The sequence below is a fragment of the Ruegeria sp. AJ12 genome, from assembly GCF_056536245.1.
This window is the reverse complement of sequence record NZ_JBQFJJ010000001.1, coordinates 1,853,950-1,874,004: the sequence shown is the minus strand read 5'-3', so window position 1 is coordinate 1,874,004 and position 20,055 is coordinate 1,853,950. Positions and strand designations below refer to the sequence as shown.

Annotated in this window: 16 protein-coding genes; 5 read left to right on the top strand and 11 right to left on the bottom strand. The window is 60.3% G+C overall.

Annotated features, from left to right (window positions below):
* Nucleotides 1-12 precede the first annotated feature (12 nt).
* Nucleotides 13-3,468, bottom strand: a complete 3,456-nt coding sequence (gene mfd / locus ACR3E0_RS09500; RefSeq protein ID WP_480478408.1) for a transcription-repair coupling factor — start codon at nucleotides 3,466-3,468, stop codon at nucleotides 13-15.
* 22 nt (nucleotides 3,469-3,490) lie between these two features.
* Nucleotides 3,491-4,015, bottom strand: coding sequence for a component of SufBCD complex (locus ACR3E0_RS09495; protein WP_480478406.1), 525 nt, complete (start codon nucleotides 4,013-4,015; stop codon nucleotides 3,491-3,493).
* 119 nt (nucleotides 4,016-4,134) lie between these two features.
* Between ACR3E0_RS09495 and hemB the strand changes: the two genes are divergently transcribed.
* The 4 genes from hemB to ACR3E0_RS09475 all read left to right on the top strand — a co-directional run bounded on the left by hemB (nucleotide 4,135) and on the right by ACR3E0_RS09475 (nucleotide 8,990).
* Nucleotides 4,135-5,133 carry a porphobilinogen synthase gene (hemB, locus tag ACR3E0_RS09490; RefSeq protein WP_480478404.1) on the top strand — a complete coding sequence of 333 codons (999 nt, stop codon included), beginning with the start codon at nucleotides 4,135-4,137 and terminating at the stop codon, nucleotides 5,131-5,133.
* Nucleotides 5,134-5,276: 143 nt separating this feature from the next.
* On the top strand, nucleotides 5,277-5,849 hold the full coding sequence (locus ACR3E0_RS09485) for a lipid-binding SYLF domain-containing protein (protein WP_480478402.1): 573 nt from the start codon (nucleotides 5,277-5,279) through the stop codon (nucleotides 5,847-5,849).
* Nucleotides 5,850-6,022: 173 nt separating this feature from the next.
* Nucleotides 6,023-8,485: a penicillin acylase family protein gene (locus ACR3E0_RS09480; RefSeq protein WP_480478400.1), complete on the top strand. Its 2,463-nt coding sequence runs from the start codon at nucleotides 6,023-6,025 to the stop codon at nucleotides 8,483-8,485.
* Nucleotides 8,486-8,594: 109 nt separating this feature from the next.
* Complete coding sequence (locus ACR3E0_RS09475; RefSeq protein WP_480478398.1) at nucleotides 8,595-8,990, top strand: SgcJ/EcaC family oxidoreductase; 396 nt, start codon at nucleotides 8,595-8,597, stop codon at nucleotides 8,988-8,990.
* Between the two features lie 66 nt (nucleotides 8,991-9,056).
* Here the strand turns inward: ACR3E0_RS09475 and ACR3E0_RS09470 are convergent, their stop codons facing one another.
* The 5 genes from ACR3E0_RS09470 to trkA form a co-directional block, all read right to left on the bottom strand.
* Nucleotides 9,057-9,191 carry a hypothetical protein gene (locus ACR3E0_RS09470; protein WP_480478396.1) on the bottom strand — a complete coding sequence of 45 codons (135 nt, stop codon included), beginning with the start codon at nucleotides 9,189-9,191 and terminating at the stop codon, nucleotides 9,057-9,059.
* Nucleotides 9,192-9,266: 75 nt separating this feature from the next.
* The gene (gene hflX / locus ACR3E0_RS09465; protein ID WP_480478394.1) at nucleotides 9,267-10,538 is read right to left on the bottom strand and encodes a GTPase HflX; all 1,272 of its coding nucleotides are present in this window, start codon (nucleotides 10,536-10,538) and stop codon (nucleotides 9,267-9,269) included.
* Nucleotides 10,538-10,777 (bottom strand): RNA chaperone Hfq, encoded by a 240-nt coding sequence (gene hfq, locus ACR3E0_RS09460; protein ID WP_480478393.1) that lies wholly within the window; start codon nucleotides 10,775-10,777, stop codon nucleotides 10,538-10,540. The genes hflX and hfq overlap by 1 nt, the downstream gene beginning before the upstream one ends.
* 132 nt (nucleotides 10,778-10,909) lie before the next feature.
* Nucleotides 10,910-12,448, bottom strand: a complete 1,539-nt coding sequence (locus tag ACR3E0_RS09455; protein WP_480478391.1) for a TrkH family potassium uptake protein — start codon at nucleotides 12,446-12,448, stop codon at nucleotides 10,910-10,912.
* Entirely contained in the window at nucleotides 12,448-13,824 is a 1,377-nt protein-coding gene (trkA, locus tag ACR3E0_RS09450; RefSeq protein WP_480478389.1) for a Trk system potassium transporter TrkA, read from the bottom strand. The genes ACR3E0_RS09455 and trkA overlap by 1 nt, the downstream gene beginning before the upstream one ends.
* A gap of 96 nt (nucleotides 13,825-13,920) precedes the next feature.
* Between trkA and ACR3E0_RS09445 the strand changes: the two genes are divergently transcribed.
* Nucleotides 13,921-14,400, top strand: a complete 480-nt coding sequence (locus tag ACR3E0_RS09445) for a hypothetical protein (RefSeq protein WP_480478387.1) — start codon at nucleotides 13,921-13,923, stop codon at nucleotides 14,398-14,400.
* Here the strand turns inward: ACR3E0_RS09445 and ACR3E0_RS09440 are convergent.
* The 4 genes from ACR3E0_RS09440 to ACR3E0_RS09425 all read right to left on the bottom strand — a co-directional run bounded on the left by ACR3E0_RS09440 (nucleotide 14,397) and on the right by ACR3E0_RS09425 (nucleotide 19,995).
* Complete coding sequence (locus ACR3E0_RS09440) at nucleotides 14,397-15,575, bottom strand: MFS transporter (RefSeq protein WP_480478385.1); 1,179 nt, start codon at nucleotides 15,573-15,575, stop codon at nucleotides 14,397-14,399. The two genes, ACR3E0_RS09445 and ACR3E0_RS09440, sit on opposite strands and share 4 nt — an antisense overlap.
* 43 nt (nucleotides 15,576-15,618) lie before the next feature.
* Complete coding sequence (locus ACR3E0_RS09435) at nucleotides 15,619-16,209, bottom strand: helix-turn-helix transcriptional regulator (protein ID WP_480478383.1); 591 nt, start codon at nucleotides 16,207-16,209, stop codon at nucleotides 15,619-15,621.
* A 91-nt stretch (nucleotides 16,210-16,300) separates the two neighbouring features.
* A complete protein-coding gene (ntrX, locus tag ACR3E0_RS09430) occupies nucleotides 16,301-17,710 on the bottom strand; it encodes a nitrogen assimilation response regulator NtrX (protein ID WP_480478381.1) in 1,410 nt (469 codons plus the stop codon).
* Nucleotides 17,707-19,995, bottom strand: coding sequence for a sensor histidine kinase NtrY-like (locus ACR3E0_RS09425; protein ID WP_480478379.1), 2,289 nt, complete (start codon nucleotides 19,993-19,995; stop codon nucleotides 17,707-17,709). The genes ntrX and ACR3E0_RS09425 overlap by 4 nt, the downstream gene beginning before the upstream one ends.
* Nucleotides 19,996-20,055: the final 60 nt, after the last annotated feature.

Here is a 20,055-nt window from a genome sequence, read left to right as displayed (position 1 = left end):
TAACGCGGACAGCTAGGCTTTGGCCCTCTTCTTTTCTGCCACAACCTTCTCCGCCAGATCGCGCGCAATGGCAAAAGCCCCTTTGATCTTGTCGCTGTCTTTCTTCCAGTCGCGACGAACAACGATCTTGTTGTCCTTGACCTTGGCCAGCCCACGCTGGGCCTGGATGAACTCGACCAGTCCCTCAGGTGAGGCAAATTTGTCCTTGTGGAACTGGATCGTCGCGCCCTTGGGCCCACCATCCAGCTTGGCAATGCCGGCGCGTTTGCACATGGCCTTGATCCGCACGACAAGCATCAGGGTGTTGACCTCTTTCGGCAGTTTGCCAAACCGGTCTATGAGTTCGGCGGCAAAGCCCTCCAGCTCGACTTTGGTCGAGAGCGAGGACAAGCGGCGATAAAGCCCCAGACGCACGTCCAGATCAGGCACATAGTTCTCGGGGATCAATACCGGCACGCCCAGATTGATCTGCGGGGCCCATTGGTCATCGGCATCCGACAGCCCCTCCATCTCACCGGCCTTGATCTTGGCAATCGCCTCTTCCAGCATCGACTGGTAGAGTTCATAGCCCACATCGCGCATCTGGCCCGATTGTTCCTCGCCCAGCAGGTTACCCGCGCCGCGAATGTCGAGATCCTGCGAGGCCAAAGTGAACCCGGCCCCTAGCGTATCCAAAGAACCCAGAACGCGCAGGCGCTTTTCAGCGGTGGCTGTCAGACGCGCGCGCGGCTTGGTGGTCAGATATGCGTAGGCACGGGTCTTAGACCGGCCAACCCGACCGCGAATCTGATAAAGCTGCGCGAGGCCGAACATATCGGCGCGGTGCACGACCATTGTATTGGCCGTGGGAATATCCAGCCCGCTCTCTACAATCGTTGTGGCCAGCAGAACATCGTATTTCCCGTCGTAAAACGCGTTCATTCGATCATCCAGCGCGCCTGCCGCCATCTGGCCGTGCGCCACGACATAGGTCAGTTCCGGCAGTTGCCCTTTCAAGAATTCCTCAATCTCAGGCAAATCCGAGATACGCGGGACGACATAGAAACTCTGTCCGCCACGGTAGTGTTCCCGCAGCAGCGCCTCGCGGATGGTGACGGCGTCAAATTCGCTGACATAGGTCCGGATGGCCAGACGGTCGATCGGCGGTGTGCCGATGATCGACAGGTCGCGCACACCCGTCAGGCTCAGTTGCAGCGTCCGCGGGATTGGCGTTGCCGTCAGGGTCAACACATGAACGTCCGAACGCAGCTGCTTCAGTCGTTCCTTATGGGCCACCCCGAAATGCTGTTCTTCGTCGATGATCAACAGGCCGAGATTGTTGAACCGTATCCCCTTGGCCAGCAGCGCATGGGTGCCGATGACAATGTCCACGGTGCCTCGGGCCAGCCCGTCGCGGGTCTGTTGCGCCTCTTTGGCCGAAATGAACCGCGAGAGCTGCCGGACTTCCAGGGGAAACCCTCTGAAGCGTTCCTTGAAGCTGGCCGCATGCTGACGTGCCAGCAATGTCGTCGGCGCGACGATGGCAACCTGAACGCCCGACATGGCCGCGACGAATGCCGCGCGCATGGCGACCTCGGTCTTGCCAAAGCCTACGTCGCCACAGATCAGACGATCCATCGGCGCGCCGGAATGCATGTCTTCCATGACTTCGGAAATCGCCCGCAACTGGTCGTCGGTTTCCTGATACGGGAAGCGGGCGCTGAACTCCTCCCATGCGTGCGGCGGCGGGTCCATAACCGGTGCCTTGCGCAAGGCGCGCTCGGCGGCGATGCGGATGAGCCGGTCGGCCATCTCGCGGATGCGCTCCTTGAGCTTGGCCTTCTTGGCCTGCCAAGCCCCGCCGCCAAGACGATCCAGCAACCCCTCTTCGTGACCGTATTTCGACAACAGTTCTATGTTCTCGACCGGCAGATACAGCTTTGACTGCTCAGCATATTCCAGCAACAGGCATTCGTGCGCGGCGCCTGCGGCTGTGACGACCTCCATGCCCCGATAACGCCCGATGCCGTGATCCACATGCACAACAAGATCGCCGGGGCTCAGCGATTGGGTCTCGGTCAGAAAGTTTTCGGCCTTGCGGCGCTTCTTGGGCTGGCGGATCAACCGGTCCCCCAGCACATCCTGTTCCGCGATCACTGTCAGGTTGGGCGCTTCGAACCCATGCTCCAGGGCCCAGACCGCAAGATGCAGCCCGCGTTTGCCGATGCGCGTGCCATCGATAACCGGAATGGCTTCGGCCAGACCTTCGTCCTCGATCAACCCGGTCAGGCGCTCGCGCGCGCCCTCGGAGTAAGACGCGATCAGAACCGGGCCCTTGTCCATCTTGTCCTGGATATGGCCCGCCAGTGCGCCAAACAGACTGATGCTTTCCTGCTGCCGCTCCGGCGCAAAGTTGCGGCCAATCCGACCGCCTGAATCAATCACACCCGGCCCACTTGCCTGTGGCAACGGGCTGAATTGCATCACACGTCGGTCGCCAACCGCCAAGGTCCAGGCGGCGTCATCCAGATACAGCAATCCTGGCGGCGTCGGCTTATAGACCGTGTCCATACGCGACCGGTTTTCCAGCGCCAGCCGGCGGGTCTCGTACTGGTCCGCGATGCTGTCCCACCGCGCGAGCCGCGCCGGTGTCACCTGATCGTCCAGCGAAATCGTCGCACCGGGCAGATAGTCAAACAGAGTTTCAAGCTGTTCATGAAAAAACGGCAACCAATGCTCCATCCCCTGATGCTTGCGCCCGGCGCTGACCGCCTCGTAGAGCGGATCGTCCGTGCCCGCCGCGCCAAACTCGATGCGGTAATTCTGCCGGAACCGGGTAATCGCCGCGTCATCCAGAATGACCTCGGACACCGGGGCCAGTTCGACGACCTCCAGCTTTTCGGTAGTGCGTTGCGTCGCCGGGTCGAACCTGCGTGCCCCGTCCAGAACGTCTCCGAACAGATCAAGCCGCACGGGGCCTGAGTCTCCCGGCGGGAAAAGGTCGATAATGCCGCCCCGGACGGCATAGTCGCCCGGCTCCATCACGGTCGGGCTTTGCGAAAACCCCATGCGGACCAGAAAGCTGCGCAGGGCGTTTTCGTCGATGCGATGATCGACACGGGCAGTGAACGCCGCTTCGCGCAGTATGTCCCGTGCAGGAACTCTCTGGGTCGCGGCATTTAACGTGGTCAGCAGAACAAATTGCTGCGGCATCTGATGAACAAGCGCTGCGAGTGTTGCCACGCGTGCCGCGGCAATATCCGGGTTGGGCGACACGCGGTCATAGGGCAGACAATCCCAGCCGGGGAAGACAAACACCGGCATATCAGGGGCAAAGAATGCCAGTGCGGCCCGCATTGCCTCCATACGCTTGTCGTCGCGCGCCACATGACACACCGGAGCGCCGGACCGCGCGATTTCACTCAGGACAAGCTGTGCGTCAAACCCTTCGGGGGCGCCGCCGACCGTTACCTGGTTCGGAGCCTTCATGTCTTAAGCCTTTCAGACTGTCTTATCCCAGAACACCAATCGAAAGGTTCTGATACATGCCCCAGAGTGCGGTGACCAGTATCGCAAACATACCGATGATCTGCGTGTAGAGCCGGCATCGCAAAAGTGTCTTGGCCACGCGTTCCAATGTCAGTTCCTCTTGCCTCAGGCGTCGCGCATGCACAACGTTTATCAGCATCACGATTGTCAAAGGAAAGAGTAACAGAAACACGGCCTGCGCAAATTCCAACTGATAGTAAAACCCCAACATGGCCAGGCCCGTGAAAATGAACGATCCCAGCGCCAGAATGATGGGGCCGGACACATCCGTCACATAGAGAATACGGTTGGAATGAATGCGCACAATATCAAGAAGATCGGTCTCGACCTGCCCCCCGACCCGGCGGGCGCACACGACCAGATCGTAGGGAACGCCCATCACCCAATGGCTTGCCGTAGACCAGGTTACTGCCAGCACGATCCAGAACCACAGATTCGAAAAGCTGCGCATGTCGATCAGTTCGAAGATCGAAGAGTACCAGTCCAAACCCAAACCTTTATTCAAACTCCTCAGGGGGTTCTATCGCAGCCGCGCGTCTATTGGTACCCTTGAGACCTTGGCAGTTTCATGCCACCCAATGCGGCAATGTTCAAGGAGAACGCGCCATGAAACCGACCATCGCCCCATTTCCCCTCACCCGTTTTCGGCGGGCGCGTCAAACCGATGCGATCCGGGGACTGGTCCGGGAAAACAAGCTGACCCCGGATGACCTGATCTGGCCTGTTTTTGTGCGGGACGGCGAAGGCGTCGAAGAACCCGTACCCTCGATGCCCGGCGTGATGCGGCGATCCGTGGACCTGATCGCCAAGGCGGCAGCCGAGGCGCAGGCGCTTGGCATACCGGCCATCTGTATCTTTCCCTACACCGATGAGACGCTCAAGACAGAGGACTGTGCCGAGGCGTGGAACCCGGACAATCTGTCAAATCGGGCAATCCGGGCGATCAAGGCTGCGGCACCGGATATTGCGGTCATGACCGATGTGGCTTTGGACCCCTACAACATCAATGGTCATGACGGCTATGTCGTTGACGGTGAGATCGTGAATGACCAGACCATCGAGGCGCTGGTTAAAATGACCGTGGTGCAGGCCGATGCCGGTGCGGACATCATCGGCCCGTCGGACATGATGGACGGTCGGATCGGGGAAATGCGTCGCGCACTGGAACAGGCCGGCCATACCAACGTGATGATCCTCAGCTATGCCGCGAAATACGCCAGTGCCTTTTACGGCCCGTTCCGCGATGCGGTCGGTGCATCCGGCGCGCTGACGGGCGACAAGAAGACGTACCAGATGGATCCGGCAAATTCCGATGAGGCGCTGCGCCTGGTCGAACGCGATCTGACCGAAGGCGCCGATATGGTCATGATCAAACCCGGCATGCCCTATCTGGACATCTGCCGCCGTGTCAAAGACACGTTCGGCGCGCCGACCTACGCCTATCAGGTGTCCGGCGAATACGCGATGATTCAGGCGGCTGCACAAAATGGCTGGATCGACGGCGACAAGGTCATGCTGGAAAGCCTGATGGCATTCAAACGGGCCGGGTGCGACGGCATTCTGACCTACTTTGCCCCAAAGGTTGCACAGCTTCTGCAGGGCTAAAACCCCAAAGTGTCGCAACTTTTCGCCGATTGAATCGGATGTCCCGTCAGCTTTGCCGTGACACGAAGACGCAATCGGCGTATTCTTGCACATAAGATCGGGAACACCCGACCCATCAGGCACAAACACAGAGACATAAAACCATGAGCAGTTCCAATTCCCCACGACTGAGCCGTCGCGGCTTTGCCCTTGGCATGGCAGGTCTGACCGTGACCGCAGCCTGCGGCAACGGCGTCGGCAATTCCAATGCGGCAACGATCGACGCCCGCGTCGAGGCAACGCTTACGGAGATGTACAGCAAGTACCCGAACACCGTTGAAATCGCGAACAAAGCCAATGGCATGCTGGTGATGCCCCTGATCACCGAGGCCGGGTTCGTGTTTGGCGGCGGATACGGGCGCGGTGCCTTGCAAATTCAGGGCGCATCGGTTGACTACTATTCCGCTGTCAAAGGCACGGCCGGTCTTCAGATCGGCGCGCAGCAATACGCGCATGTCCTGTTCTTCATGACCGAAGACGCGCTGAACGACTTCCGCCGGTCCAGTGGATGGACGGCAGGCGCAGACATTGGCTACGTCGTCAGCGATCAGGCCGAGCAGCTGTCGACCGACACCACGACCCTGCGCACCCCGGTTCTGGCCGCCGTTTTTGGACAGGCCGGCCTGCAGATCGGCGCCACGGTCGAGGGCATCAAATACACACGGATCATTCCGTAATTCTGAAACACCACTCCCCCCTCCAGAGCACCCCGTCGCAAACCTATCCCTGCGGCGGGGCTTTCTTTTTCGTAACACACCACTGCGGTTCCTGCGCCAATCCCCTTTCGGTTGGTCGCGCCTTCCACTAGGGTTTGCGCCATCTGAAAACGGAATAAAAATGCGGGTCGTTGATGGGTCTTGTTTTTCGCTGGCTGATACGTATTGCCTCGGGGCTGATCCTGTTGATCCTTGCGGCTATTGGCTTGGTCTATTTCCTGGCCGGTCAATCCCTGCCTGACTACGATCAAACGCTTGAAGTCAATGGGTTGACCGCTCCGGTTGAGATCGTGCGCGACACTGCGAACGTGCCGCATATCCTGGGCGAAAACGATCCGGACATATTTTTTGGTCTGGGCTATGCCCACACGCAGGACCGCCTCTGGCAGATGACCGTGCTGCGGCGCACGGCACAGGGGCGGCTGTCCGAGGTGTTCGGTCCGCGCACGGTTCACATCGACAAGCTTCTGCGCCGGCTGGACCTCTATGGTCTGGCCCATCGCTCGGTCGACGTTCAGGACGACTATACCAAAGCTGCCCTGAACGCTTATGCAGCGGGGGTGAATGCGCGATTGGCGGAAATCAACGAAGAGGCGCTGGGTCGTGGCGCACCCGAGATGTTCCTGTTCAACGCACCCGTGTCGCCGTGGCAGCCCGGTGACAGTCTGGCGGTGATCAAGCTGATGGGGCTGCAATTGTCCGGTCATCTGCAGGATGAGGTTCTGCGCGCACGGACCTCGTTGATGCTGAACGATCCGGCGCGGTTGGCCGACATCCTGCCGGATGTTCCGGGACCGGGAATCGCCGCCCTGCCGGAATACGCGGCACTGTTTCCGAACCTGCCGCGCTATGCGGCGGGACATGACATGCCCGATACGCCCCTGTCGCCATTCCCGAAACGTGGTCTGGCTGGCGCGTCAAATGCTTGGACCGCGGCACCATCGCGGTCCGCCAGTGGCGGCACGCTTCTGGCCAACGATCCGCATCTGGGCTTTACCGCGCCGGGCGTTTGGTATCTGGCGCATCTCGATCTGGCCAAGGGCGGTGTCATTGGCGCCACCATACCGGGTGTTCCGGCCGTCATGACCGGGCGCAGCGATCGGCTCGGATGGGGGCTGACATCCTCGTATCTGGACGATCAGGATGTGCATATCGAGCAATTGAACCCCGACAACCCCGAGGAATACCTGACCCCCGAGGGCTACAAGGAATTCCAGTCGCGGCCTTCTATCATTGAAATCAAGGATGAAGCGCCGATTACCCTGACCCTGCGCTGGACCGAAAACGGCCCGGTCCTACCCGGCAGTCACTATGATCTGGAAACCATCACGCCACCGGGCCACGTCGCCTCGCTGTCATGGACCGCGCTGAGCCCGCAGGACACGTCGATGACTGCCTCAATGGCGTTGATGAATTCGGACACCGTGCGCGCGGCCATCGACGCGGCCGAAAAATACATCGCCCCGTCCCAGAATCTGTCGCTGGTCGACAGGAATACAATCGGTATGAAACTGGTGGGTGCCATGCCCCGGCGCGACATCAACAATCAAAGCAGGGGCCGCATCCCGACCCCAGGCTGGATCCAGGAAAACCGCTGGCTGGGCCGATTGCCCTATGCCGACAACCCGGAATTCGTGGCACCTGTCGGCGGCGTGCTGGGCAACACAAACAACAAGATTGTCGACCGCCCGTTTCCCAACCATGTCTCGTATGAATGGGGCGACACGCAGCGGGTCCACCGCTGGGAACGTCTGATGCAATCGCGCGAAGTGCACACGCGCGACAGTTTTATCGAAGCACAACTGGACACTGTCAGCTTCACCGCCCGTTCCTTGCTGCCGCTGATCGGTGCCGATCTGTGGTTCACCGGTGCGTCTGCGCCCGAGGGCACACCAGAACGCCAGCGCCAGATCGCTCTGTCGCTGCTGGCAGACTGGAATGGCGAGATGAACGAGCATCTGCCCGAACCCCTGATCTATGCCGCGTGGCTGCGCGCCCTGCAAATCCGTCTGATTTCAGACGAGCTGGGCCCCTTGGCCAGCGAGTTCAAACACGTGGAACCGCTGTTCGTAGAACGTGTCTACCGTGACATCGACGGGGCCTCGGTCTGGTGCGACGTGCGCCAGAGCGCGCCGGTCGAAACCTGCACCGAGATGGCGCGTCTGGCGCTGGATGACGCGATCATCTGGATCAGTGAACGATACGGCAGCGCATTGGAGTCCCTGCGCTGGGGCGATGCCCATCAGGCCACCCATGACCACCCGGTTCTGGGGTCGGTTCCGGTGCTGCGATACTTCGTCAACATCCGCCAATCGACCAGTGGCGGCGACAACACCCTGTTGCGCGGCCGCACGTCGGGCGAAGGCCCGGACCCGTTCCAGAACGTGCATGGTGCGGGCTATCGCGGTGTGTACGACTTTGCCGACCCCAACAGTTCGGTGTTCATCACCGCCACCGGCCAATCGGGTCATTTCCTGTCCCGCTACTACGATGATCAGGCGCAGCTTTGGCGCCGGGGCGAGTACATACCCATGTCGCTGGATATCGATCTGGCGCGGGCCGCCGCTGTTGGTGTGACCAATCTGATCCCGCGATAATCCGCCCATTCGGCAAGTCCCCGCCCTCTTTCCGGGGGCGTCGTGGACGCCACCAATTGTTTTGGCCTACCATCCCATGCGCTGACTATGTGGGACCAAGGGGGCGAATATGGCCAGTATCCGGGACACTTTGAACAATCTGGCACGTGATTACGCCATCGCCTGGAGTTCGGGGGATGCGGACGCGGTCGCCGGTTTTTTTGCACCGGACTGTCAGATGACGATCAACCGGGGTGATCCCCTTGAGGGTCAGGCCGCCATCGCTGAAATGGCGCGCGGATTTCATGCGGATTTCCCCGACCTCGAACTGCGCTGCGACATGCTGCGATGGGCTGGACCGCACGCCCTCTTTGTCTGGACGCGGGAAGGTCACCATTCCAAAACCGGCAACCACGTGGTGACACGTGGCTGGGAAGAATGGGAGCTTGCCGCAGACCACAAGGTCCGGTCATCTTCCGGCTGGTTCGACGCAGACGATTACCAACGCCAGATCGACGGGAAATAACTGATCGGTTCGGATGCCGCAGCCGAAACGACGCGAAAGCCTAGCGTGTTTCGTCATCCCCAACAGTTATCGAGTACAACCGATTTCACTGTGGGTCAGTTCGACATGTTGAGGCAGCGCCGCGCGCACCTCGTGCAGCCTATCGCGGGGAACGGTCAGCGTACCATTGAGCCTGATGCGGGACTTGTTCATATCTGCCATGGTTTTTCTCCAACCCGACCAGCGTGCTCAATGCTGAAAACCTGAGTGAGATTGCCCGGAACACACCACCATCGGTCACAGGACCGAGTATTGTGCGGCCTGTTTGTCGGTCCAGAAAACGGTAATCTCAAATCCATCTTCGGTCTGCTCTTCAGACCGGACAACGTCCTGCCGAAACAGCCAGGCCCGTTTGTCTCCGTCGCCGAATCCGAGAGTCAGCGTCCTCTCATGCCGGGCGCCCTGCAGTTTGACAGCGATATTGTCCAGCAAGGCGTCGACCCCTTCGCTGGTCACTGCGGATATTGCAAAGACCGCCGGATCTCTGTCCGCCCGCAACAGCGTCGCCTCTCGGTCTTCGGCGTCCAGCAGATCGATCTTGTTCCAAGCCTCCAGCCTTGGGCGCTCTTCATCGACACCCAGCGAAGTCATGATGGCGTCGACGTCCTGTGCCTGTGCCTCGGACTCTTCATGGCTGATATCGCGCACATGCACGATCAGATCAGCACCCAGAACCTCCTCCAGCGTGGCCCGAAACGCCGCGACCAGTTCGGTGGGCAGGTTCGAGATGAACCCGACGGTGTCGGACAGGATCACCTCCGGGCCGTCCGGCAACTGAACCCGGCGCATGGTCGGGTCCAGCGTGGCGAACAGCATGTCCTTGGCCATGACCTCGGCACCGGTCAAACGGTTGAACAGCGTGGACTTTCCCGCATTCGTGTACCCCACCAACGCCATGATCGGATACGGCACCTTGGCGCGGGCAGCACGGTGCAGCGATCGGGTCTTGACCACTTTTTGCAATTGCCGGCGCAAGCGGACAAGTTGCTCGTCAATGGCGCGACGGTCCGCCTCGATCTGTGTTTCGCCGGGCCCGCCGACAAACCCCAGTCCGCCGCGCTGCCGTTCAAGGTGGGTCCAGGCTCGAACCAGACGCGTCCGCTGGTAACTGAGCGCAGCCATTTCGACCTGCAGCACACCCTCGCGCGTCCGGGCCCGATCCGAGAAAATTTCGAGGATCAGCCCGGTTCGGTCCAGGATCTTGACCTTCCAGGCCTTTTCCAGATTGCGTTGCTGAACAGGTGTGACCGGGCCGTCGATCAGGACCAGCTCGACATCCGCGTCATGAAACCTGTCCCCAAGCTCGTCGATCTTGCCGCTGCCAAACAACAGGCCCGGCTGCGCGCGCTGCAGGCGCACGATCTCGGACCCGACCACATCAAGATCGGGCAAAGCGGCAGCCAGCGCCACTGCTTCTTCCAGCGCCGGCTCGGGAACACGGCGCTGTTCATCGGATTTGATTTCGGGATGCAGCACCCAGGCCCGGGTGCGCGTCCTGTCATGTTCCATCAAGTGGCGTCTTCGCCCTCATACAGGTTGATCGGCTGCGACGGCATGATGGTCGAGATCGCATGCTTGTATACCAACTGCGACTGTCCGTCGCGGCGCAACAAGACGCAAAAATTGTCGAACCAGGTAATCACACCCTGTAGTTTCACGCCGTTGATCAGGAAAATTGTGACTGGAACCTTTGCCTTGCGTACATTGTTCAGGAAGGCATCCTGAAGATTCTGTCTGTCCGAAGCCATATTTTTATTAACTCGCCGTTGTTCTTGCTACGCGCTGCGGACCAACGCGCTCCCTCCGAGGGAGTATGGAGTGGTGTGAACAGATATTCCAGATGAAAAATCAGGCAGTAACAGACGCAAACCAGCGTCAACCTAGTCTCGCCAGAGCGACGGCGTGATCAGAGCGATGATTGCCAGCGTCTCAAGACGGCCGATGACCATCGCCGCACACAGGGTCAATTTTGCGCCGCCGGACAGGTCAATCAGGCGGATGGGGACATCGGTGGCCAGTTCAATCAAGGGACCTGTCGTGCTGAGCGCGGCAACGCTCAGAACCATGGCCTGCTCAAAACTCGACCCCATGGCAGCAAGCAGCAGGTTGAACACGGCCAATGTCAACGCAAACAGCATCAGGAAGATCCACGCAATGAAGGCGCCATCGCTTTGGATACGGCGATTGCCGCCGCCCGCCCCACTGACCGAGGACGGGTGGATCAGCCGGTCGATCTCGCGCGCGCCGTTCAGGTACAGCGCGTAGACCCGCAACAGCTTGACCCCCCCAGCGGTTGTCGCCACACCGCCACCGATCAGCGCCAGCCCCATCAGCAGCAATCCCGGGGTACCAAGCCCGGACAATTGTTGGGCGTCATTCCAATTGGCGCTTTCGAACCCGGCTGTGGTCAGAAAGGCCAATACCGTGAACAGCATTCCCCAGATCACGTGCAGGGCCTGCAGCGGTTCGACCTGGCCGCCGATCTCGGTGACCCCTGCCAAGACCCGGAAGAACAGCAAGGCAGCAACCGTCACCACGATCAGCAGACCGATCCGGAATTCAGGATCCTTGTCCAGACGGGAATACCCGGTGGTGGCGGTGTCCGTTGAAAACGTCAGCCGCGACAGGGCAAAGAACAGGAACAGAAACAGGATCGCTTCGCCGGTCACGCCGGCCTGCGCGCCCTCCAGCCCGCCAACCGGAGAAATACCCGACGTCGCCATCACCGACATGGCATGGCAAATCGCGGTCAGGCCGGCCTCGCCGGCAATGAGCAGCAGGATGCAAATGACCACCGTCAGACCGGCATAGACCGGTGTCAGCGTGCGGGTCACCCGGATCAGGCGACCGCGCGGATCAACCTTTTCGCTTTGCGCGACGCCCGAAACGGGCCGTCCCGGTTGCCCCCGGGCCGTCACCTCAAACCCGCCCAGCGACAGTGGGGCCAGGATTGCCGCCGCTGAAATCCACATCAGCAGCCCACCCATCCAACCGACCAGAGCCCGCCACAAATGCAGCGGCGCGGTCAGGCGGTCGGGATTGGGAAACAGGTCGGCCCCGGTGGTCGTGAGCGCGCTGACCATGTCGAAATAAGCGTTCAGAAACGTCGTGTTGCCCAGCGCATCGTGAAACGGGATCGCAAGAAAGAGCGGCAGGATCGTGAAACACCCCAGCAGCACCGCCAACTGCCCCAATGTCCCAAGTCTGGGCACCCGGTTCGACGAGGCCAGTACAATGATTGAAACAAGAAAAATTCCAAGCACGCCGGAGTAGAAGAAAGACCGCGAGGTGTCGTGATCATCCAGCACGAGGGCATAAACTGCCGGTATCCACATCGAGAGTGAGACGATGCCCCAGATCAGCAGGAACAGCGGCAACCGCTGCAAAAGCCCGACCTGCTGTGGTGTCACACGCGCCATCAGAAGAAATCGATCGAGACCTGCATCAGCCGCTCAACCTCGGGCACATCCTTGGCCATGGCAAAGATGGCAACAACGTCCTTTTCATCGATCCGCAGACTACCGGTTGGGCGAAGCACCTCATCGCCTTTGCGCACCGCACCAACCAAAACACCTTCGGGAAATTCGATATCGCGCAGCTTCTGCCCGGCCATGGGCGAGGTCGACAGCACTTCGGCCTCGATCACCTCGGCCTCGGCATCCCCGATGGAATAGACCTGACGCACCCGCCCGTGGCGGATATGGCGCAGGATCGAACTGACGGTCGTGGCGCGCGGATTGATATAGGCGTCGATCCCCAGCGGCCCCATCAGCGCCACCATGCTGGGATCGTTGATCAAGGCAATCGCCAGCGCACAGCCTTCGGCCTTGGCGCGCACGGCCGCCAGCATGTTGGTCTTGTCATCGTCGGTTACCGCCAGCATCGCGTCGGCCCGGTCAATCCCCGCCTCGCTCAGCAAGGCGGCATCCAGCCCGTCACCGTTCAGCACGATTGTTCGCTCCAGCGCTTCGGCTGCCAGTTCGGCGCACCGGCGGTCCCGCTCGACGATCTTGGCGCGGACCCGGCTTTCACGTTCTTCCAGTGTCCGGGCCACTTCCAGCCCGACATTGCCACCGCCGACAATCACCACACGGTCCTGGCGTTTCTGGGTTTTGCCAAAAACCTCCATCGTGCGATCCACGTCTTTGACATTGGTAAACACATAGCATTCGTCGCCGACAAACAGCTGGTCTTCGGATTCCGGGGCAAACAACGTGCCTTCGCGCCGTACGCCCACCACGATCGAGCTGAGCGTCGAGAACAGATCGGTCAGTTGCCGCAGAGGCGTGTTCACGATGGGGCAGTCTTCCTCGACCCGGATCCCCAGCAACTGCGCCTTGCCGTCCATGAACAGTTCGGTGTCAAAGGCCGATGGCGCGGACAGGCGGCGCATCGCCGCTGCGGCGACCTCGCGTTCGGGGCTGATCACCACATCGATGGGCAGGTGATCGCGCCGGTACAAATCAGAATGGATCGCCTGAAGATAGGATTTGGACCGCAGCCGCGCGATCTTGCGCTGAATGGCAAAAACGGAATGCGCCATCTGGCAGGTGACCATGTTCACCTCATCCGAATGGGTCGCCGCAATGATCATATCCGCATCGCGTGCCCCGGCGCGCTCCAGAACATCAGGATAGCTTGCGAACCCCGCGATCCCCTGCACATCCAGCGTTTCCGTCGCGCGGCGGACCAGGTCGGAATTGTTGTCCACCACTGTCACGTCATTCAATTCGCCCGAAAGGTGCCGTGCAATCTGCCAGCCAACCTGACCGGCACCGCAAATGATGACCTTCATGTTTATGGCCCCTCTGCCTGAAATCTTTGAATGACAGATGCCCCCAAAGCGGTCAATTGAATTGTCATACCCTTCGGGCTGGGGCAAGATAAGCACATGAAAACACTGCTTCGCCTGCTCATTCCCCTGATGGTCCTGTCGTCCTGCGGCCCGCTGTCGCTCTATTATCGCGAAGGGGAAAGCGTGTCCAAGATGCAGGCTGAGACCACGCAATGTCAGGTTCAGGCGCTCAAGGACGCGCCGGTGGCCAATCAGGTGCGTCAAAGCCCGCCAACCTATTGGCCGGGTCGAACCTATTGTGACGGAAATGGCCGCTGCCATCGCACCGGAGGCTGGTGGCAACCGGGACAGGTATACACCGTGGACGTCAACCAGGGTCTGCGCAACAAGGTCGAGGCGCAGTGCATGGCGCAAAAAGGCTATCGTCCCGTCAGCCTGCCGCCCTGCAGACAGAACGTGAAATCGAGCGTACCGCCGGTGCGCACCACAACGCTGCCGCCCCTTGGCACCGAGTCATGCTTTGTGAAATTCGATGACGAGTCGTTCCAGATCATAACGCCGGGCCAACCCGGCTAGGGATGGCTGCGCAGAACCGCGCGTCGACGCGACAACCACAAATGCGCAAGCATCGCGGCAGCGTAGAACCCGACCACCGCGATCAGCATGCCCCCCTCGTTTGTCCGCCATAACACGGCCAACAGAATGGGCGTGCCAATCAGATTGCCCGCGTTGCCCATCTGTGCCATCGCGCCATAGCTCAGGGCCTGCGCTTCGGCAGTGTCGTTCAACTCCGGAACAGCCGCAAAACTGCCCCCCTGCACCAACCCGAGAACTGCGAACAACGCGACCGAGACGACCGCGAGGGGAAGCCCGAAAAACGCGGCCGCGATTGCCGCGATCCCGAGACCGAACCCGAGGTTGACAACCGCGACACAGGACATGACCGACAAGAGCAAGGGAACAGCTAACCAGGACAAAACGATCCCCGCCAATGGCATCAGCCCTGCAACCTGCGCGCTGATCTCTGCCGGCAACCTGCCCGGCAGGATCGCCAGCAGCGACACAAATGTCAGCGTGTAGAAAAACCATCCAATGGCCGGGGCGGACACAAAAGGCGACCGATAGGTCTCAACATGCGCCTGCGCAAAAGCCCGCATACCCCAGCCGGAGGCAGCGGCATGTCCCAGATCGATCCGCATACGACAGGCCGCAATCACTCCGGCGATCAGCAACATCAGGCCACCGTGAAGCACGAAATACGCCTGTAGTCCAAACTGTTGCACCAACGGCAGACCCAGCCACGCGTTGAGCGCAAATGCGACCCCGAAAAACGTGCTCCACAACACCATCGCCACGTCGCGCGCCCGGCCCTGTGTAATCTGCGCAATCAGCGTTGGTGCGGCGACAACAATCGCGAGATGCGACAACCCTTCGAGCACGCGGCTGGCGACCATGATGCCAAAACCGGGTATCGTGGCCTGAAACACCGAGATCGCACCGCCCAGAACCAGACCGGATACCAGAAGTTTCGACGGGCCGATACGACCGGCAATGGCCCCGGACAAGGCGCCCAGAACAACCCCGATCAGGCTGATGATCGACAACAGCCAGCCTATCACCTCTGCGTTGTCTGGATAGAGCCGCGCGACATCGGCAAATGGCACGGCGATCTTGGCAAACTGGGTCGCAGCCCCCAAGCCAGCCAGCCAAAGCAATATGACCTGCAGAAAAATGCGGAAAGACCGTGTCATAGGCCGTTCTTACAAGGACCGCCCGGGCACAGGAACGCATAAATTATGCGCTGTGTATTCTGGACCCGCTCACCAGCCGAACCGGCGTTCCGTCAGAAAGATACAGCCGTTCCCAGATGATTTCGCCAGCGCTGATGCGAATCCGATCATGCACGGCTTCTGAGGTCAGGAACGCCTTGGGGTTGGGTGTGTGCAGGTCCCACCACCCTTCTCCGCCCAACTCGGCCTCGGCCCTGCGGATTTCATCTGTCGCAAATTGCCAGAGCGAGACCCCCAGCAGAGCCTGCTGGCTGGTCTTCCAGTCGCGTGCCCGGCTGGCGGAATAGGCCAAGCACCTGTGGCTGGCCTCTTCCACCAGATGTACACAGTCGGCCGAATGCTCGATCAGACGTTTCAGGGCGCTGTCATCGGCCCGAACCGGCCCCAAGGCCAGAAAGACCGCGTGCTGTAGCGCGGGTGCCGGCGTTTGCGCACCGCTTTCCCATCTGGATATCGTTGTCTGATTAACCTCCAGCAGATCCGCCAATGCAGCCTGTTTCAGCCCCATGGATCGGCGCAAACGCTTTAAGCGCCTGCCAAAGGCCGGGTAGCCTCTGGTTTCAAGCAGTGCTTCGTCGGGGTTTGCCAATCCCATGGCTGCCAACTCATCCTAGACACAAAGTCACTCTGTCCACTTTAAGCCACGCATTGCCCCTCGTCGACTGTCGGGCTGAACGTCCGACGCATCACTCTGCCGGTTCCGGCTCGTCCAATTGGGCAACACGGGCACCCGACTTGTTCGATGTGACGACGCCGAGGGATTTCAGCTTGCGGTGCAGCGCGCTGCGCTCCATCCCGACAAAGCTGGCCGTGCGGCTGATATTGCCGCCGAACCGGTTGATCTGGGTCAGCAGGTACTCACGCTCAAACGCCTCACGGGCTTCGCGCAATGGCAGGGTCGCCAAGGCACCAGACAGGACGACGCGGCCTGAATCCTCGGCCTTGTCCTCGTCACTGGGCAGTTCGCGCGCCTCGATCGGCCCGGTTCCGTCGCCCAGAATCAACACCCGCTCGATCAGGTTCTTCAACTGGCGCACATTACCGGGCCATGTCATCGTCTGCAGCAAGGCAACCGCCTCTTCCGACAGATCGCGGACAGGCAACCCTTGGGTTTCATTGCACATTCCGATGAAATGCTGGGCCAGAACCGGAATATCCTCGCGCCGGTCCTCCAGCGACGGCACCGCAATCGGCACCACGTTCAGGCGGTGATACAGCTCTTCGCGGAAGCGTACCGCAGCAATCTCGTCATCCAGATCGCGGTTGGTCGAAGAGATAACCCGCAGATCAACCCGAACCTTGTCGGTGCCGCCAACGCGCTGGAATTGCTGATCGACCAGAACGCGCAAAATCTTTGACTGTGTGCCCAGGGGCATGTCGGCCACTTCGTCGAAATAGATCACGCCGCCATGCGCTTCTTCCAACAGGCCCGATTCAATGCCCCGTTCCGACGACTCGCGCCCGAACAGAACCTCTTCCATCCGCTCGGGTTCGACCCCGGCGCAGTTTACCGTGACAAATGGCGCGTTGGCCCGGTTGGAGTGGGCGTGAATGTACCGCGCGGCAATCTCTTTGCCGGAGCCGGCCGGGCCGCTCAGCATGACGCGGCCGTTCGATTTGGTGACCTTGTCCAACTGACCCTGCATCCCCCGGAAGGCGGCCGATTTGCCGATCATATCCGAAGTGTTTACCTCTTTGCGCTTGAGCGATGCGTTCTCGCGACGCAGGCGCGAGGTTTCCATGGCACGCCGGATCACCACCATCAACTGGTCGATGTTAAAGGGCTTTTCGATGAAGTCATACGCCCCCTGTTTGATCGCGGCCACGGCGATTTCAATATTGCCGTGCCCGGAAATGATCACCACCGGTACATCCGGATTGTCCCGTTTCACCGCCTTCAGGATGTCGATCCCATCCATGCGGCTGTCTTTCAGCCAGATGTCCAGGATCAGCAATCCCGGCGGTTCGGCATTGATCGACGACATGCACTCGTCCGAGTTCGCCGCCAGCCGGGTTGAATAGCCTTCGTCCTCCAGAATGTCGGACACCAGTTCGCGAATATCGCGCTCGTCATCTACGATCAGAATGTCACTCATCTTTGGCCTGCTTTCAGTTTGTTGGTTTTAATCGCCTGCTTCTGTGGCGCGACGGTCGGGGGCGAATTGGCCCCCGGTAAACGGATCACGGCCATCGCGCCGAAATGGTCCTGTCCGTCAAATACGGGCGCGTCTTCCAAAGTCAGCGCTCCGCCATGTTCTTCGATGATCTTCTTGACGATGGGCAGGCCGAGGCCGGTGCCTTCGTCACGTGTGGTCACGTAGGGTTCGAACAGCCGGGCCCGATCTTCGGGCAGTCCGATGCCATTGTCTGCAATTGTGATGATCGTACCCGCATCGTCACTGGACACCGCCACCTTGATCTGTGGCGCAAGGTTATCCGGTGCGCCTTTTTCTTTCAGCGTTCCAATTGCTTCGCCCGCGTTCTTGATCAGGTTTGTCAGAGCCTGGTTGAGCATTGTCGCGTCCACATCCACCAATATCGGTGTTTCGGGCAGATCCGCGTCGATCTGAACGTCCGGTTGACCGGCCTGTTGCAACAGAACGGCTTCGCGCACCAGGGTCACCAGATCCTCCTCCTGCCGTTCCGGCTCTGGCATGCGCGCGAATTTTGAGAATTCGTCAACGATGCGGCGCAGATCGTTGGTCTGCCGCACGATCACATCCGTCATCGATTCCAGGCTGCCGCAGTCTTCCTCGTCCAGCTTACGAGAGAACTTGCGCTTGATCCGTTCAGCGCTCAGTTGGATTGGGGTCAGCGGGTTCTTGATTTCATGGGCGATCCGGCGAGCAACATCGCCCCACGCGGCCATTCGCTGCGCACTGACCAAATCGGTGACGTCATCAAAGGCCACGACGTACCCTTCCAGCCCGCCATCTTCGCCACGACGCGTGGCCATGCGAACCAGCAGATTCTCCAGCCGCCCCTTTCGGGTCACCTTGATTTCGCCCTGCACGGCCTCTTGCCCGCCAAGCTTAAGGCTTTCGAACAAGGGCAGAAACTCGGGCACCGCGATCCCGATCGCCAGATGCTGTTCTCCCCGCGACCAGTCCAGCAACCGTTCAGCCGAGCGGTTGACAAAGGTCACGCACCCATCCGGGTCCACGCCGACCACGCCCGATGTCACCGAACTCAGAACCGAGTCAAACAGGCGGCGGCGGATTTCGACCTGACGAGTGTTTTCCAGCAGCGTGTCGCGCTGGCCTTTCAATTGTCGGGTCATCTGATTGAAATAGCGCCCCAGCATGGCGATCTCATCATCGCTGGCCTCCTCGATGACCTGAACGCTCAGATCACCTGCGCCAACCCGTTGCGCCGCTGTCGTCAACCGGCCGACCGGGCGCGACAGGCGCTCGGCGAACCACATGCCCAGCGACATGGCCGCCAGGATCAGAATCAGTGCAAAACCAAGGTACAAGAGACCAAAGTTGAACAAGACACGACCGCGTTCACTTTCAAGCTGCTGGTAGAACTGAGCCGTTTCCTTGGTGTCATCGAGTAGGGTCAGAAGCTGCCCATCCACCTCTCGGCTGACATAGAGATATCGATCCAGATACGCCTGCAGCGGCACCAGAGCCCGGAACTCGTTGTTCTGCCAGTCGGCGATAATCAAAAGGCCATTGTCCATGGCCTCAACAAACTGTTCGGGTTCCGGCGCTTCATAGTTGAAGAGGTACGACCGATCCCCGCGCGAGCGAATCTCGCCGCTGCCGTCGATCACATAAGCTTCGCGCAGACCGCGCTGAATTTGCGCCTGCCCTTGCGCCAGAACCTCCCGCAATTCCGCGTCCGAAACATAGAAGTCCAGCGTGCGCGCATTGTCGAGATAACGCGCCAATACGGCGGCATCTTGTGTCAGGCCCTGCCGATGCTCCAACTCATAGGCTTCAGCGGCCGTGAGCGAGGATCCGACAACCTGCCGAACCCGATCCGAAAACCAGCCCTCAAGACCGATATTCACCGTGAGGCCGGCAAATACTGCAACCGTGACTGTCGGAACCAAGGCCAACAGCGTAAACGCCCCGATCAAGCGCAGGTGCAACCGCGAGCCCGCCGATTTTGCCCGCCGCGCCGCGATCAGGCTGGCCAACTGGCTCAGCACAAGGGCAGCAACGACCAGAACATAAACAAGGTCGGCAAGCAGGATCAGGCGCAATGTCGGCGCCGTTGCTCCCAGATCGAATGGACCGATGACGAGATAGGTGGCCAACGCCAGAACCGGGCCCAGAAGAACCAGCCCCAAGGTGCTAAAATTGCGCAGCTTTCGGGATTTTCGCCACCGATTGATCGATAGGATCAGCCCGCTCTGTGCCCGGGTTGCCACCGTCTGCCCTCATCCTGCTGTGCCGCTTGCGCGGCTTACCGCCATATGTCGTGGTCTCTT